Origin of the sequence: Lysobacter sp. Root667 (assembly GCF_001427715.1) — a bacterium.
Classification (GTDB): Bacteria; Pseudomonadota; Gammaproteobacteria; order Xanthomonadales; family Xanthomonadaceae; genus Lysobacter.
Genome location: NZ_LMHF01000009.1, coordinates 728,905 through 744,696 on the forward strand (window position 1 = coordinate 728,905; position 15,792 = coordinate 744,696).

10 protein-coding genes are annotated in these 15,792 nt (G+C 67.0%); 7 read left to right on the plus strand and 3 right to left on the minus strand.

All coding sequences use genetic code 11. The features are described 5' to 3' along the window. Positions 1-10: 10 nt before the first annotated feature. Genes ASD78_RS06895 through ASD78_RS06905 form a run of 3 tightly spaced genes read right to left on the minus strand, consistent with a single transcriptional unit; the run spans position 11 to position 3,707 of the window. The gene (locus ASD78_RS06895; RefSeq protein WP_055902952.1) at positions 11-1,108 is read right to left on the minus strand and encodes a dipeptide epimerase; all 1,098 of its coding nucleotides are present in this window, start codon (positions 1,106-1,108) and stop codon (positions 11-13) included. Between the two features lie 33 nt (positions 1,109-1,141). Then, the gene (locus ASD78_RS06900) at positions 1,142-2,545 is read right to left on the minus strand and encodes an SH3 domain-containing protein (RefSeq protein WP_056099479.1); all 1,404 of its coding nucleotides are present in this window, start codon (positions 2,543-2,545) and stop codon (positions 1,142-1,144) included. A 4-nt stretch (positions 2,546-2,549) separates the two neighbouring features. Then, a complete protein-coding gene (locus ASD78_RS06905) occupies positions 2,550-3,707 on the minus strand; it encodes a DUF819 family protein (protein WP_055902944.1) in 1,158 nt (385 codons plus the stop codon). 234 nt (positions 3,708-3,941) lie between these two features. On the opposite strand from ASD78_RS06905, the gene ASD78_RS06910 reads away from it, so the two are divergent. From ASD78_RS06910 to ASD78_RS06940, 7 genes are all read left to right on the plus strand, one after another. Continuing rightward, a complete protein-coding gene (locus ASD78_RS06910) occupies positions 3,942-5,360 on the plus strand; it encodes a transglutaminase-like domain-containing protein (RefSeq protein WP_235566466.1) in 1,419 nt (472 codons plus the stop codon). Positions 5,361-5,399: 39 nt separating this feature from the next. Then, a complete protein-coding gene (locus tag ASD78_RS06915; protein WP_056099482.1) occupies positions 5,400-8,381 on the plus strand; it encodes a TonB-dependent receptor in 2,982 nt (993 codons plus the stop codon). A 94-nt stretch (positions 8,382-8,475) separates the two neighbouring features. Then, positions 8,476-9,729, plus strand: a complete 1,254-nt coding sequence (gene lysA / locus ASD78_RS06920) for a diaminopimelate decarboxylase (protein ID WP_056099486.1) — start codon at positions 8,476-8,478, stop codon at positions 9,727-9,729. After that, a complete protein-coding gene (locus ASD78_RS06925) occupies positions 9,726-11,285 on the plus strand; it encodes a serine hydrolase (RefSeq protein ID WP_082575471.1) in 1,560 nt (519 codons plus the stop codon). Before lysA ends, ASD78_RS06925 begins: the two co-directional genes overlap by 4 nt. A gap of 184 nt (positions 11,286-11,469) precedes the next feature. Next, positions 11,470-12,318: a CoA ester lyase gene (locus ASD78_RS06930; protein WP_055902936.1), complete on the plus strand. Its 849-nt coding sequence runs from the start codon at positions 11,470-11,472 to the stop codon at positions 12,316-12,318. Further along, positions 12,315-14,819, plus strand: coding sequence for a sodium:solute symporter (locus ASD78_RS06935; protein WP_082575472.1), 2,505 nt, complete (start codon positions 12,315-12,317; stop codon positions 14,817-14,819). The genes ASD78_RS06930 and ASD78_RS06935 overlap by 4 nt, the downstream gene beginning before the upstream one ends. A gap of 59 nt (positions 14,820-14,878) precedes the next feature. After that, positions 14,879-15,760, plus strand: a complete 882-nt coding sequence (locus tag ASD78_RS06940; protein ID WP_056099488.1) for a LysR family transcriptional regulator — start codon at positions 14,879-14,881, stop codon at positions 15,758-15,760. The last annotated feature ends 32 nt before the right edge of the window (positions 15,761-15,792 follow it).

Sequence of the window (15,792 nt, forward strand, 5' to 3'; positions counted from 1 at the left end):
GGTCCTGGGCTCAGCCGGGCAGGGCTTCGAGGCCGCGGATCTCGCGGATGCCCAGGCCGGGCGCATCGGCGACCGAGATCTCCGACTCGTTGAAATTCACCCCGCCGTCGACCGGGTTGAACGCGCACAGCGACGGCCCGTCCAGATCGACCTTGGTAATGACGTTGGACTTGGCCACCGCCACGTGCACGGCCGCGGCCACACTGATGCTGGTCTCGATCATGCAGCCGATCATGCATTCCACCCCGTACAGCGCGGCGATGTCGGCGATGCGGATGGCATTGGAGATCCCGCCGGTCTTCATCAGCTTTATGTTGATGATGTCGGCGGCGCGCATGCGGATCAGATCGATGACCTCGGTGGGGCCGAACACGCTCTCGTCGGCCATGATCGGAGTATGCACGCGCTCGGTCACGTACTTCATGCCGTCCAGGTCCTGCGCCTTGACCGGTTGCTCGACCAGCTCCAGGCGCACCCCGGCGTCCTCCAGTTGCTGGATCGCGTACACCGCCTGCTTGGCGGTCCAGCCCTGATTGGCGTCCAGGCGCAGCAGGGCACGGCCCTCGACCGCGGCGTAGATCGCCTTGACCCGCTCGATGTCGACGCCGATGTCCTTGCCGACCTTGATCTTCAGCGATTCGAAGCCGCGTTCGACCGCGCTCATCGAGTCGGCCACCATCTTGTCGATGTAGTCGACGCTGATGGTGATGTCGGTGGCGATGACCGGGTCGCCGCCGCCGAGCATCTTGTACAGCGGCGCCCCGTACAGCTGGCCCCACAGGTCGTAGATCGCGATCTCGACCGCGGCCTTGGCGCTGGTGTTCTTCTCCAGCGCGCTTTGGATCAGCTGGGTCAAGCGGTTGAGGTCGGCGATGTCCTCGCCGATCAGGCGCGGCGCGATGAACTTGCGGATCGCCTCGACGATGGAGCCGTGGGTGTCGCCGGTGATCACCGCGGTCGCCGCGGCCTCGCCGTAGCCGACCTGGCCGCTATCGGTGTGCACCGACACGACGATGTCCTCGACCGTGTCGACGGTGCGCAGCGCGGTCTTGAACGGCGTCTTCAGCGGGACGCGCAGCATGCCGAACCGGATATCGGTAATTTTCATGGAGCTCCGATCGCTTCGTAAGTAGTGGGGCGCTCAGGGGCGGATGCGCTGGATGCTGGTAATGCGGTCGACGTAGCTATGCGCCTCGTCGAACAGCAGCGGAGTCAGCGGCGACACCGATACCCCGTTGAGATGGGCGCGGGCCATGCGGCCCTCGGCGTCGCGATAGCTGATGCCGGTGGTGTCGTGGATCACGTAGGGCTCGCCGTGCTGATCGCCGATCACCATCATCACGTGGCCGGGGATATAGATCAGGTCGCCGACTTGCAGTTCGCGCACCGCTTTCATGCGCGCCGCGCGGTCGTCCCGATCGCCGAAGGCGATACGGTTCAGCGCCGGGCTCACCGCCTGGTCGCGGGTATTGCGCGGCAGCGTCACTCCGAAGCTGCGGTAGACGTCGGACACGAAGCCGCTGCAGTCGCGCGCGTTGTAGGAATGGCCCCAGCCGTAGCGCTCGCCGAGGAACTTGAAACCCTGGCGCAGCAGGTTGGCCTTGGTCAGCGGCAGGTAGCGCTCGGTGGTGTCCTGGTTCTTGGGCAGCAGCGCCGGCGCGAAGCTCAGGCGGCCGTCGTCGCCGCGCACCGGCAGTTCGATCACGTGCGCGGTGTAGGGATGCTGGCCGTTGACCGGACGGTCGGCCGGCCAGTCGGCCAGCAGGGGCGCGCGTACGCCCATGTCGAGCTGCAACTGCGACAGCTTCGGCTGCTCCGGCGTGTACACGGTGCGCGCGGTCGCCCCGGTGACGATCAGTTGCGGCGTGCGCTGCCCGTAACCGAACACCGCCGCCGCATCGCCCTGGGCGACGTAGCGCTTCTCGACCCAGGCCGTATACAGCGGGCTGACCACGAACCACCACTGGCGGTCGCGGCTCTCGTGGGCGATCGCGACCGGATCGCCGGGGAACAGGCCGCTCTCCTGGAAACGGTCGATGTCGTGATCGTCGGGCGAATTGAACACGCGCAGCGGCGTCGGAAACGCGCGCAGATCGGCGCGGTGCACGATCAGGCCGTAGCGCAGCGGCTGCCGCTCCGGGATCGCGCCCAGGTCGAGCGCGTCCTGAAGATCGTCGAGCACGCCGCTGGCGATGGGCCGGCCGCGCTCGTCGTACAGCGCCTGGGTCGGGCGCTCCGACACCGACGCTATCCAGCTTCGGATCTGCTCGCGGGTCACCGTTTCCGGCAGGGCCTGCAGATCGTGCACCGACGCGTCCAGTTCGCGCAGCTTGGCGTTCTGCGCCGCGATCGCGGCTGTGTTCAATATCACGCGATCCGCGCGCGCCTGGCGCTGGATCCAGAATTCCGCATTCAATTGGCGTTCCTCCACGCCGATTACGCCGTGGGCGGGGATGGGGAGCGCAGCGGGCGGAGCCGCCGCGAGCGGCTGCAGCGCGGCGCCGAACAGGCCGGCGGCGGCGAGCAGGACGAGGAGCGGACGCATCGGATCAGCCTCCCGTGGGCGAAAGGCCGGACAGCACGCCGGCCATGAACAAACCGATGCCGGTGCCCAGCACCAGGCCCAGCATCGCCAACAACACCGCCGCCGGCACCAGCGCGCGCGAGTAGGTCGCCGCCAGCACCGGTGCGGTGGCCATGCCGCCGATCTGGGCCAGCGAGGAGATCCCGCACAGGTACAGGTCGAAACGGAACGCCCGCGCCGCCAGCGCGAACAGGCCGACGTGCAGCACCAGCACGGTGAAGCCGACCAGCACGAACAGCGGTGCGGCCGACATTCCGGCGAAGTTGCTCTGCGAGGCCAGCACTGCGACCAGGCAAGCCAACAGCGCGCCGGCCAGCGGCGCCGGCACCGGCGATGCCGCCAGCGGCGTGCGCGCGAGTGCCAGCCCGGCGACGGTCGCGATCAGCACGGTCCACGCGGTGACGGTCAAGAAACCTTGCGTCGGTAGCAAAGCGGCCAGCGCCATGGCGCCATTGCCGACCAGCAGGGCGATGCCCAGCCACAGCAGCACGCCGCCAGCGCCGGCTTCGCTGTTCGCGCGCGGAGCGGCCGCGACCGGCAGCGCGCGCTCGTTGGCGCGGGTCCAGCGATTGAACGCGGGCGCGAAGCGCACCGCCGAGAACAGCAGCACCACCCACACCGAATAGCACAGCGCGTCGGCCAGCAGCACCGGCGGCAGCAGGTTGTCGGGCAGGCCGATCGATTGCTTGACCGCGACCAGGTTGGCCGAACCGCCGGTCCAGGTCGCGCTGAGCGCGGCCAGCATCTTCCAGCCGTCGGCGGGCAGGGCGTTCCGGTAGATCAGGTAGGCCAGCACGATCGCGGCCAGGATGCTGGCCATCGCACAGACGAATACCGCCAGCATGCGCGGCCCCAGCGCCAGGATCGCGCGCAGGTCGCAGCCGACCATCAACAGGAACAGCAGCGCCGGCAGCAGCTGCGAGGTCAGGTGGCGCTGGGCGGCGGCGATCTCCGTCGTGCTCTGCCACAGGCCCGCCACCGCCAGCGCGGTCACCAGCAGATAGGTCAGCACGATCGGCGGCAGCACCGAGAACAGCCGCCAGCCGTAGCGCCGCTCCAGCGACGGAAACAGCCCGGCCGCCAGCAGCACCACCGCCAGATAAGGCCAGACCGTTTCGATCATCGCGTCCCCTCGTTCGCGCCGGCGATCATCGCGACCGGCTCAGTGGGAATACATACTTCACAACGAGAATTTGTCAAGAATAAATTATTGACCAGCCCGTCCGGCCATGTTACACAGCCGTGACTCGGTCCTCAGATGGTCGGCTGCGACGTGGAACGTTCCGTGCTTCCGCTCGATTCGGCGATGCCCCGCGCTTGGCGCCGGGCTGCGCGCAGCCTGTGCCTGGCCGGGCTGATGCTCGCGCTGCCCGCGGTCTGGGCCGGCTACGACCGCGGTCCCAGCGACATCGTCGCCATGATCGACGCCGGTCATTTCCGCGACGCCGGCCTGGCGATCGACGCCGCGCTTGCGCAGCCGGGCTTGAGCGCGGACCAGCGCGCGGCCCTGGAATTCCAGCGCGAGCGCATGCGCCGCATCCGTCTCGACTTCCCGCTGACCGAAGCCGACGCCCGGCGCAAGCTCGGCGAACTGGTGCCCGATCTGCGCGACGACGAGTTCGTGGCCTGGAAGCGCGCGAACCTGCTCGAACACCTGGTCATCGACGGCCAGCCGTATTACTTCAGCCGCGCCGTCTCCAACCTGTTCCTGCTCGATCCCGTCGCCGATGCGCGCCGGCGTCCGCCGCGCAAGCCCAGCAGCGGGCCGATGGAAAGCGCCAACGCCTATCACGACGAAGCGCTGAGCGAGGCGCGCGCGAGCGGCAAGACCATCGTCGCCCCGCGCCGGGTGCGCGTGACCCAGTCCATCGTCGTCGATGCCGATGCGGTGCCCGCCGGCGAAACCCTGCGCGCGTGGATCCCATACCCGCGCCTGCGGCCGGGCCAGCAGGAGGACCTCGTCTTTCTGGCCAGCACGCCCGCTACGCACCGGATCGCGCCCGAATCCACCCAGCAGCGCACGGTCTACCTGGAGCAGGCCGCGAAAGCCGGGCAGCCGACCACGTTCTCGATCAGCTACGAACTCACCGTCTACGGCCAGGTCCACCGCATCGACCCGGACCGGGTCCAGGCGCTGGGCGACCGTCCCGACCTCGCGCCCTACCTGGGCGAGCGCGCGCCGCACATCGTCTACACCGACGCGCTGCGCCGCTATTCGCGCGAAGTCGTCGGCGACGAGACCAATCCGGCGCGCATCGCGCAGAAGCTGTACGCCGCCGTCGACCGCATTCCCTGGGCCGGCGCGCGCGAGTACTCGACGCTGTCCAACATCAGCGACTACGCCCTGCACGCCGGCCACGCCGATTGCGGCCAGCAGACCTTGCTGCTGATGGCCCTGCTGCGTTTGAACGGTATTCCCGCGCGCTGGCAGTCGGGCATGGTCTATTCCGACGGCGACTACGACAACCTGCACGACTGGGGCTGGCTGTACCTGGCGCCCTACGGCTGGGTCCCGATGGACGTCACCACGGGACGGTTCCAAGACGCCAAGGATCCCGGCGTCGAGTGGTTCTATCTCGGCGGACTCGATGCCTACCGCATCGCGTTCAACGACGACTACGGGACCGACCTGGTCCCGGCGAAACGGCACTTCCGATCGGAAACCGTGGATTCGCAGCGCGGCGAAGTGGAGTGGGCGGGGGGCAACCTCTACTTCGACCGGTGGGATTACCGCTTCAAAGCACAAGTACTGCCGCTGCCCGGCCACGCGCCGTAGCGGCAGCTCACACGGCCATGCTCTAGGGGAAATGGAAACATGCGCGCAACAACGATGAGGAAGACCGCGCTCTGCATCGCGATGGGGCTCTGCTTCGGTTCGATGTCCATGAGCGCGCTGGCGGCCAACAACGACGGCTCGCTGGCCGGCCGTACCACGCCCGGCGCCGAAGTCACGATCCGCAGCCCGGACACCGGCTTCACCCGCACGGTCAAGGCCGACGAACAGGGCAACTACCGCTTCCCGTTCCTGCCGGTGGGGCAGTACACCTTGCAGACCAGCGTCGGCGGCGCGGCGAGCGAGCCTACGCCGGTGACCGTGTCGCTGGGCACCACGACCAACGTCAATGTCGGCTCGCAGGCGGCGACCGATCTGGCGGCGGTGCAGGTGGTGGGAACGCGTGGGATCAGTCCGGTGGATGTCAGCTCGACCGAAATCGCGACCAATATCACCCGCGAACAGATCGACGTGCTGCCGGTGCAGCGCGACGTGGTCTCGGTGGCGTTGCTGGCGCCGGGCGTGGTCAAGGGCAAGGGCTCGCTGGGCGGACAGGGCCTGTCTTTCGGCGGTTCGTCGGTCGCTGAGAACACCGTCTACATCAACGGCCTCAACGTCACCGACTTCTACAATCGGGTCGGCTTCTCCTCGGTGCCCTTCAATTTCTACAGGGAGTTCCAGGTCAAGACCGGCGGCTACTCGGTCGAGTTCGGCCGCAGCACCGGCGGCGTGATCAATGCCGTTACCCGCTCGGGCAGTAACGAGTTTCATGCCGGCGCGGAGCTGAACTTCGAGCCCCGTGCTTGGCAGTCGGCAGCCAAGGATCGTATCGCCCGCGACGGCGAGCGCTATCTGACCGCGAGTCAGGACGACTACGCCCGTACCACGCTCAACGCATTCGCCTCCGGTGCGCTCATCAAGGACCGCTTGTTCTTCTTCGGCATGTACGAAGCGCGCGAATACACGCCTCGAAACACCAACGATGCCGGCAGCGTTTACAACATGGGTAAGGCCAGCGACCCGTTCTGGGGCGGTAAGTTGGACTGGCAGATCAGCGACAACCATCTATTGTCGCTGTTCGGATTCTCGGACAAGAATCGTACGACCACCGATGTCTTCGGATACGACTTCGATACGAAGACTCGAGAGCAGCGTACCAATCAGATCTATAACGACACGGGCGGAACCAATTGGGCCCTGTCGTACTCGGGCTATCTGTCGGACAGTTTCTCGATGAAGCTTCTATACGGCGAGAACGAGCGCGAGCGGGCACAGAGCAGTCTCAACGACATCGCCTGTAACCGGGTGTTCGAGAACCGTACGCTGAGCCAAGGGGTGCCGGTCAACCTGCAGGGAGACCGTGGTTGCACGTCCAGTTCGTTGATCGAGAACGCGATCGACAATCGTAAGGCCATGCGCGCGGACTTTGAGTGGCAACTGGGCGACCACCTGCTGCGCTTCGGCTTGGATCACGAGGAAAACACATCCGACTACCAGCGGTACTACCCCGGACCGGGCGGTTACCGATATGACGTCTATCGCCGTACCGCCGGTGCGCCGCTCAACGGTGGCGCGGTTCCCGCCAGCGGTCTAGTCGTTCGTGCGCGTCGACTGGAGGTCGACGGTAGCTTCGAAACCATCAATTCGGCCTACTACCTGGAAGACAACTGGTCTGCCACGCCGAATCTGTTGCTAAATCTGGGCGTGCGTCTGGAGGCCTTCGACAACAAGGGCGGCGACGGTAAGAGCTATATCAAGATCGACGATATGCTCGCGCCGCGCTTTGGTTTTTCCTGGGACATGAAGGGCGACGGAACCACCAAGCTGTTCGGAAACATCGGTCGTTACTTCTTGCCGGTAGCCAATGTGATCAACATCAAGCAGGCCGGCGGCTTCCTCGACGAACGCACCTGGTACGAATTCCTGGGCTATGGCGCCGGGCCGCAGAACACGCCCATCCTCGGCGGTCAGATCGGGCCGGTGGACAACTCGCAGGGCGACGGCACCGTGCCGGACCTGCGGGCCGAAGTGAACCGCGATATGGAGCCGGTCTATCAGGACGAGGCCATCCTCGGCTTCCAGCAGATGTTCGGCGACCACTGGTCGTGGGGCATCACCGGAACCTACCGCAAACTGCACGACGCCATCGACGACATGAACATCACGGCCACAGGGCGCTGCGGCGAGATCGACGGGGTCTGGATCATGGGCAATCCGGGTCGGGTCAATACGGTCTGGGGCGACACCGACTGCGACGGAAGTAACGACGGCTGGATCGATATCGATACCTCCCGCGAGGGCTGGGCCCTGTACGACGACGCAGGCAACTATGTCGGCCAGACCGGCTGGGTGAAGCCGCGTCGCACCTACAAGGCGATAGAGTTGCAGTTGGACCGAGCCTGGGATGGAAAGTGGGCGTTCAACGCGTCGTACACCTATTCGAAGAACGAAGGAAACGCCGAAGGCCCGGTGAACTCGGATACCGATTTCGCAGACAGCGGTCGCACCGAAAACTTCGATAATCCGTGGGTGAACTACAACGGCTATGGTTATCTCGCGAACGATCGTCGCCATCAGTTGAAGTTGCGCGGCGCTTACGCGGTCGGCGATCACTGGCTGTTCGGCGCCACGCTGGACGTGAAATCGGGCTCGCCGATCACCGGTTTCGGTGCCGGTAATCCCTTCGACGCGACCGACTTCCACAGCTATTACATCTGCGTGCAGAACTGCACCTCGTCGGTTCCGTCGCAACGCGTTTACGTTCTGTCGCCGCGCGGCGGCTATGGACGCACCGATTGGACCTATGACTTCGGCGCCAGCGTGACGTACCAGGCCAAGTTGGGGCGCGCGGACCTGAAGGTGAAATTTGCGGTCTATAACCTGTTCAACCAGCAGCGCGAGTTGGCGGTCGACCAGGACTTGGAGCCGCAGGACAGCATCGGCACTCTGAACGAACGCTTCGGTTTGGGCAGTAGTTTCCAGGAGCCGCGTCACGCCCAGCTGACTGTCTCGGTGAATTTCTAAAACCCCCTTGCCGGCGACCTGCGATGGCAGATCGCCGGCTTTTTCAGGCCTGCGGGGCGGCGAACGCGCGTCGCGCCAATTGCCCGGGTGTGTGATGACTGAAGTTGACCATCGCCTCGATGGCGTCGATCTGGATGCCCTCGCCGAGCAGGTTGGAACGCCCTGTTACGTCTATTCCGCCACTGCGATCCGCGAGCGCGTTCAGGGCCTGCAAACGGCACTACAGGGGCTGGACACCCGCATCTGCTACGCAGTCAAAGCCAATTCCAATCTAGCCATCCTGCAGCTGATGGCCGAGCAAGGCGTCGGCGCGGATATCGTGTCGGCCGGCGAGCTCAGGCGAGCATTGCGGGCCGGCATTCCGGCCGAGCGCATCGTGTTCTCGGGTGTGGGCAAGACCGCCGACGAGATCGCCGAGGCCTTGGACGCCGGCGTTTGGCGCTTCAATATCGAATCCCACGACGAACTGCAAACCATGCAGCGCGTCGCGGCCGGCCGGGGCGTGATCGCCCGCGCCTCGGTCCGTATCAATCCGGACGTGGATGCGGGCACCCACGCCAAGATCTCCACCGGAAAGTCGGAGAACAAATTCGGAGTGTCCATCGAAGAGGCCCGATGCTGGTTCGCCGACTCCGCGAAGTACGCGAACGTCAGCCTCGACGGCCTGCACGCGCATATCGGTTCGCAGATCCTGAGCCTGGAGCCGTTCCGGCTGGCCCTGCAGCGCGTGGCGGCGTTCGCTCAGGAGCTGGCCGGGCACGGCCGCGCCCTGGCCTGTATCGACGTCGGCGGCGGTCTCGGAGTGCGTTACCGGCAAGACCAGGATCCGCCGCTGACCGCCGGCGAGTACGCAGCCATGCTGCGCGAGACCTTCTCGGGATACGCTGGCACCTTGATCCTGGAGCCCGGTCGTTACCTGGTCGCCGAGGCTGGGCTGCTGCTGACGCGGGTGATCCGGGTCAAGCCCGGTCGGCAGCGCGATTTCCTTATCGTCGACGCGGCGATGAACGATTTGCAGCGGCCCGTACTTTACGACGCCTGGCACGACATCCTGCCTTTGCATGGACGCGGTTCCGAACGGGTCGCCTACGACGTGGTCGGACCGGTCTGCGAAACCGGGGATACCTTCGCGGTGCAGCGGCGAATGCCGGCCTGCCGGGCCGGCGACCTGATCGCGATCGCGGGCGCCGGTGCTTACGGCGCGGCCATGGCTTCGACTTACAACTCGCGGCCGCTGGCCGCCGAGGTCATGCTCGACCGCGGCCGCTATGCGGTGGTGCGGCAACGCCAGGATTTCGATGCCATGATCGCCGACGAGCGCCCGGCGGAGGAGTGGGTGACTGCATGAAATGTATCGGGTGGCTCCTGGTCGCGGCGATCGGCTTCGCGACCCCCGCGTTCGCGCAGACGGCGACGGCGTCGCGGCCCGAGCTCGATGCCATCGTCGACGAGGTGGTCGCGCGTTACCGATTGCCCGGGCTCGCGATCGGTGTGATCGAGCACGGCGAGGTTGTGTACCGGCGCGGCGTGGGCGAGCTGGTTGCCGGCAGCGGCGAACCGGTCACGCCCGAGACCCTGTTCAAGATCGCTTCCAACAGCAAGTCCATGACCACCGCACTGCTCGCGCGCCTGGTCGATGCCGGCAAGCTGCGCTGGGATGACCCGGTCACCAGGCACTTGCCGCAGTTCCGCATGTACGACGACTGGGTCACGCGCGAGATGCAGGTGCGCGACCTGCTGATCCACGACAGCGGTCTGCGCGCGGGCGCCGGCGACCTGATGCTGTGGCCCGAGCCCAACAGCTTCAGCCGCGCCGACGTGATCCACGGCCTGCGCTATCTCAAGCCGGTGCACAGCTTCCGCTCGCGTTACGACTACGACAACCTGATGTACATCGTCGCCGGCGAAGTGGCGGCCGCGGCCGGCGGCGCGCCTTACGAGACCCTGCTGCGCCGTGAAGTATTCGAACCCTTGGGCCTGCAGCGCTGCCGGATCGGCGAATGGAATCGCGATAGCGTCGGCAACGTCGCCCAGCCGCACCGGCGCGAAGGCGACCGCAACCTTCCGGTGCGCGAGGACGGCGCCGTCGTCGCCAATACCACCATGGCCGCGGCCGGCGGCGTGCGCTGCAGTCTGGACGACATGCTGACTTGGGTCCGCACATGGTTGCGCCCTGACAACGCCGCCGCGCCCTGGCTGTCGGCAGAACAGCGCCGCGCGCTATGGTCGGCGCAGATGCCGATGCCGGTCTCGCAGCGCCAGCGCGATTGGGACGGCAGTCATTACAGCGCCTATGGCTACGGCTGGCGCCTGGCCGACGTCGACGGCACTTTCAAGGTCTCGCACACCGGCACCCTGATGGGCATGTACTCGGTGGTAACCATGCTGCCGGAGCGCGACGTCGGCTTCGTGGTCCTGATCAACGGCGAGGCCGAGGAAGCGCGCACGGTGCTGAACCAGGTGCTGGTCAAGCGCTACAGCGCGCCCGCACAGCGCCGCGATGTCGCTTACTACGCGCAGGCATTGGAGCGCGAGCGCGCCGCGACCCCGCCCGCGCAGCGCGCGCCCGACACCTCGGCGCGCAAACCGGCCACGGCCGACGCCATGCGCCCCTGGCTCGGCCGCTACGGCGATCCCTGGTTCGGCGAAGTCTCGCTGTGCGCCAAGGACGGACGGGTACGCTTCGTTTCGCGGAAGTCGCCGATGCTCAGCGGCACCGTGCAGCGCGTCGACGCGCGCTGGCTGGTCGACTGGGACGACGTCAGCGTCGACGCCGAAGCCTGGCTGGACTTCGGCGCCGCACCGGATACGGGAACCATGAAGATGGCCAAGGTCGATCCAGAGGCCGACTTCAGTTACGACTACGAGGACCTGGCCTTCGTTCGCGTGGGCGGCTGCGACTGAGCGTCGTGCCTGCCGCGCTGCAACGGCCTTGATTCGACGAGATTTTTGCAGCAGCGTCGATGCCGGGCGATGCAGGAATAGAAACAAAACCTATCGTTTGAACATGCCTGCCCTGTGCGTCCGCTATCTTTGCCTTGGCGCACACTTCGGGCCATGACCCAGACGACCCAGGCCCGGCCGCTCCATGCGTAGCAAACTGTTCGTGCCCGGGACGCGGCCGGAGCTGTTCGCCAAGGCGCTGGCCGGCGAGGCCGATGCGCTGTCGTTCGATCTGGAGGACGCGGTCGCCGCCGAACGCAAGGGCGCCGCGCGTGCCGCGGTCGCCGAGTTCGTCGGCTCCGACGCGGTGGCGGCCAGCGCCAAACTCGCGATCGTGCGCGTCAACGCGCCGGACTCGCCCTGGTTCGCCGCCGACCTGGCCGCGGTCGCGCGCCCGGGCGTGGACTTGCTCAACCTGCCCAAGATCGAATCGGGCGTAGCCTTGCTGGCCGCGGTCGCGCAGATCGAAGTCGCCGAGGCCGGCAATGGCGTCGAACGCCCGATCGGCCTGCTGATCAATATCGAAACCCCGCGCGCGCTCGCGGCCGCGGCCGGGATCGCGGCCGCGCATCCGCGCGTGGCCGGGCTGCAGTTGGGCCTGGGCGATCTGTTCGAGCCTGAAGGCGTGGAGCGGAGCGACCGGGCCAACGTGCACGCGGCAATGTTCGCCCTGCGCATGGCCGCGGCTCAGGCCGGAGTGTTCGCACTGGACGGCGCGTACGCCGATCTCCACGACGACGACGGCTACCGCGCCGAGGCCGCGATGGCGCGGCGGTTGGGCTTCCTCGGCAAGACCTGCGTGCATCCGCGCCAGGTCGCCCTGGCCAACGCCGCCTTCGCCGCGACCGAGGCCGAGCTGGAAGCGGCGCGGCGCATCGTCGAAGCTGCGGCGCGGGCGCCGGAACGCGGGGTGTTCGTGGTAGATGGACGCATGGTCGATCTGCCGTTCCTGAAACGCGCGCAGGCGCTGCTCGCCACGGCGGGCCGCCGATGAGCGCGCGTCCGTCGTCTGGCCCTCGGGTCTCCGCGTTCGCGACGCTGGCCTCATGGCGCGCTCTGTTGTTCCTGTTGCTGTTGAGCGTGATCGGGCCATTGCAGGCCGAGGCCCTGACGCCGATGCGTCCGGATCGCTTGCCGGCTCTGGCCGGCACCAACTCGCTGACCGGCATCGCCCGCATCGATGGTCGCGCGGTCGCGATCTCGCCCGACGGCGCCTGGTCGCTGGAAGAGGGCGGCCGGGCCTGGTCGCCGCTGCGGTGGCCGGCGGATGTCGTCCCGACCCAGATCGTCGCCGTGGTTCAGGACGGTCAGCGCGCCTATCTGCTGCTGAGCCAGGGCGAGGATCGCGCAGCGATGCGGGTCGGGCAGCTGAGCGTGAACGAGGGCGCGCTCGCCATGCAACCGCTGCCGTCCCTGCCGGTCGCGTTGCAGGAACCGCGCGGTGCTTTGTCGGCGGAGGCCTTTTATATCGCCGGCAAGGCCGGCGACGGCACGACCCGTCTACTGCAACTGCGCTTCGACGACGAACGCCCGCATTGGGCGCCGCTGACGGTATGGCCGGGCGGTGCGCCCGCGAGTTCGCTGGTCGCACAGACCAGGGCGCTGTTCGCGGTGGTGCCGGAAGCCGGCGGCAACGACCGCATGCTGCGCTGGTCGACCGACCAAGGTTGGACCGAACCGGGCCGCGCTCCGGGCCGCGTCGTCGCCGGCTCGGGCCGCGCGACGGGACAGGCGCACATCCTATATCTGGTGGGCGACGGCGCCGATGCGCGTGCGCCAGCGAAGTTCATGACCTACCAGACCATCACCGCCGGTTGGGCGACGCTGCCCGGCGCGCAGACCGGCGCCACGATCGCCACGGCCGCCTGGCCCGACGGCCTGGTATGGGCTCAGGCCGGCACCGGAGGCCGCGGCATCGCCTTCGCCACCGCGCAGGTTCAGTCCAGCAAGCTGCGCCTGCACTGGCTGGACTGGGTGGTGATCGTGGTCTACCTGGCCGGCATGATCGGCATCGGCCTGTACTTCTATCTGCGCGAGAAACGCAACTCGACCAGCAACTTCTTCGTCGGCGGCCGCACCATTCCGTTCTGGGCCGCCGGCATCAGCCTGTACGCGGCCAATACCAGCTCGATCAGCTTCATCGCGATTCCGGCCAAGGCTTTCGAGACCAATTGGCAGTACATGGCCAACAATGTCATCGCGGTGTTCGGCCTGATGTTCGTGGCGGTGTGGATCGTACCGCTGCTGCGGCGCCTGGACCTGATGTCGGTGTTCTCCTACCTGGAAACGCGTTTCCATCCCTCGATCCGCATGCTCGCCAGCGCCTTGTGCGTGTTCGTGCAGATCGGCAGCCGGATGAGCGTGATCCTGTTCCTGCCCGCGCTGGCGATCGCCACAATCACCGGCATCAGCGTGTTCTGGAGCGTGATCCTGATGGGCGGCTTCACCATCGTCTACACCGCGATGGGCGGCATGAAGGCGGTGATCTGGACCGATTTCGTCCAGGTGATCGTCAAGATGGGCGGCGCGATCTTCGCCATCGGCTTCATGATCTGGAGCCTGCGCGGCGGATTCGGCGAGTTCTGGTCCACGGCCATGGCCCAGGACAAGATGCACACCTTCGATTTCAGCTTCGACCTGACCAAGGCCACGGTCTGGGGCTTCATCTTCCTGGTCCTGTTCGAAGTCGTGCTGACCTTCCCCAAGGACCAGGTGCTGATGCAGCGCACCCTGTCGACCAAGTCCGACCGCGAGGCCGGGCGCTCGATCTGGGCCTTCGCCGCGATCATGATTCCCGGCGGCATCATCTTCTACACCATCGGCACCGCGCTGTTCGTCTACTACAAGGCCAACCCGGAGCGGATGAACCCGCTGCTGCCGATAGACGCGACCTTCCCGATGTTCATCGCCGCCGAACTGCCGGTCGGCGTGACCGGACTGATCATCGCCGGCATCTTCGCCGCGGCCATGGCGACTTTGTCGGGGATCATGAATTCGGTGGCGACGCTGATCTCGGTCGACTTCTACGAGAAGCTGGCCAAGAACCGCACGCCGAAGAAGAGCGTGTTTTTCGCCGAGCTGATGACGGTGGTGGTGGGTTTGGTCGGCATCGGCACCGCGCTGCTGCTGTCGCGCTTCGACATCCATTCGCTGTTCGACGTCTCGATCGAACTGGCCGGCCTGCTCGGCGGCGGCTTCGCCGGGGCCTACACCCTGGGCATGTTCACGCGCCGGGCCAATTCGCCGGGCGTGGCGATCGGCATCGGCGCCAGCATCGTGCTGACCCTGGTGATCTGGTCGTTCCATCTGGTCCATCCGTACTTCTACCTGGCGATATCGATCCTGCTGTGCATCGTGATCGGCTACCTGGCCAGTCTGATGTTCCCGGCACCGACCCGTTCGCTGGAAGGGCTGACGATCTACGGCCGCAAGCAAGCGGCCGCGGCCGCGGCGGCCGCCGCAGCTGCTGCCGAAGCCGAGGCGTCGCGGCCCTGAGCGCACTCGCGCCTGCGCGAGCCCTCGTGTAGCCTGCCGGACAGCAGCAGCGAGCCGCCGTGGAAACCCAGTTCCTCAACACTTTCGTGACCGTCGTCGACCAGGGCTCCATGGCCGCGGCGGCGCGCGTGCTGGGCATTACTCCGGCCGCGGTCGCGCAGCAGATCCGGACCCTGGAGCGCGAGATCGGCGCCCCGCTGATCGCCCGCGTCGGCCGCACGGTCAGCGTCACCGAGGAGGGTTCGCGGATCCTGCCGCGCACGCGCGAACTGCTGCGCAGCGTCGCCGACCTGCGCAGCGTGGCCAACGAAAGCGGGGTCTCCGGCGAGCTGCGCCTGGGCGCCTGTCCGACCGCGCTGGCCGGCATGCTGCCTGACGTGCTCGCGCGCATGGTCGAGACCTTTCCGCGGATCAACGTGTTCATCAAGCCGGGCTATTCGGCCGATCTCTATCATGCGGTGGAAAAGGGCGACCTCGACGCAGCGGTGGTGCTGCAGGCGCCGTTCCCGCTGCCCAAGACCTGCGAATGGCAGCTGCTGCGCGAGGAGCCGCTGATCGTGCTGGCGCCGCAGAGCATGGCCGAGCGCGACCCGCACGAACTGCTCGCGACCCAGCCGCTGATCCGTTACGACCGCCACCAGTGGGGCGGGCGCCAGGCCGATGAGTACCTGCGTGCGGCCAACATCGTTCCGCGCGAGCGCTTCGAGCTCAATGCGCTCAACGCGATCGCGGTGATGGTCGATCGCGGCCTGGGCGTGTCGCTGGTTCCGGACTGGGCCAAGCCCTGGCCGGAAGGCCTCAAGCTCGCGCGCATCCCGCTGCCCGACGCTTCGGCCACCCGCCGTATCGGCATCGTATGGTCGCGCTCGAGCGTGCGGGTGCGGCTGGTGACGGTGTTCCTGCAGGAAAGCCGAAAGGCGATGCAGGTGCAGAAGGGCTGATCCCGCGCATGCGGTCGTGCGTGTCGCGCCGA

Bases quoted from the DNA above. Each gene is read 5' to 3' on its own strand.
- ASD78_RS06895 (WP_055902952.1), bottom strand. From the start codon at position 1,108: ATGAAAATTACCGATATCCGGTTCGGCATGCTGCGCGTCCCGCTGAAG.
- ASD78_RS06900 (WP_056099479.1), bottom strand. From the start codon at position 2,545: ATGCGTCCGCTCCTCGTCCTGCTCGCCGCCGCCGGCCTGTTCGGCGCC.
- ASD78_RS06905 (WP_055902944.1), bottom strand. From the start codon at position 3,707: ATGATCGAAACGGTCTGGCCTTATCTGGCGGTGGTGCTGCTGGCGGCC.
- ASD78_RS06910 (WP_235566466.1), top strand. From the start codon at position 3,942: ATGCTCGCGCTGCCCGCGGTCTGGGCCGGCTACGACCGCGGTCCCAGC.
- ASD78_RS06915 (WP_056099482.1), top strand. From the start codon at position 5,400: ATGCGCGCAACAACGATGAGGAAGACCGCGCTCTGCATCGCGATGGGG.
- lysA (WP_056099486.1), top strand. From the start codon at position 8,476: ATGACTGAAGTTGACCATCGCCTCGATGGCGTCGATCTGGATGCCCTC.
- ASD78_RS06925 (WP_082575471.1), top strand. From the start codon at position 9,726: ATGAAATGTATCGGGTGGCTCCTGGTCGCGGCGATCGGCTTCGCGACC.
- ASD78_RS06930 (WP_055902936.1), top strand. From the start codon at position 11,470: ATGCGTAGCAAACTGTTCGTGCCCGGGACGCGGCCGGAGCTGTTCGCC.
- ASD78_RS06935 (WP_082575472.1), top strand. From the start codon at position 12,315: ATGAGCGCGCGTCCGTCGTCTGGCCCTCGGGTCTCCGCGTTCGCGACG.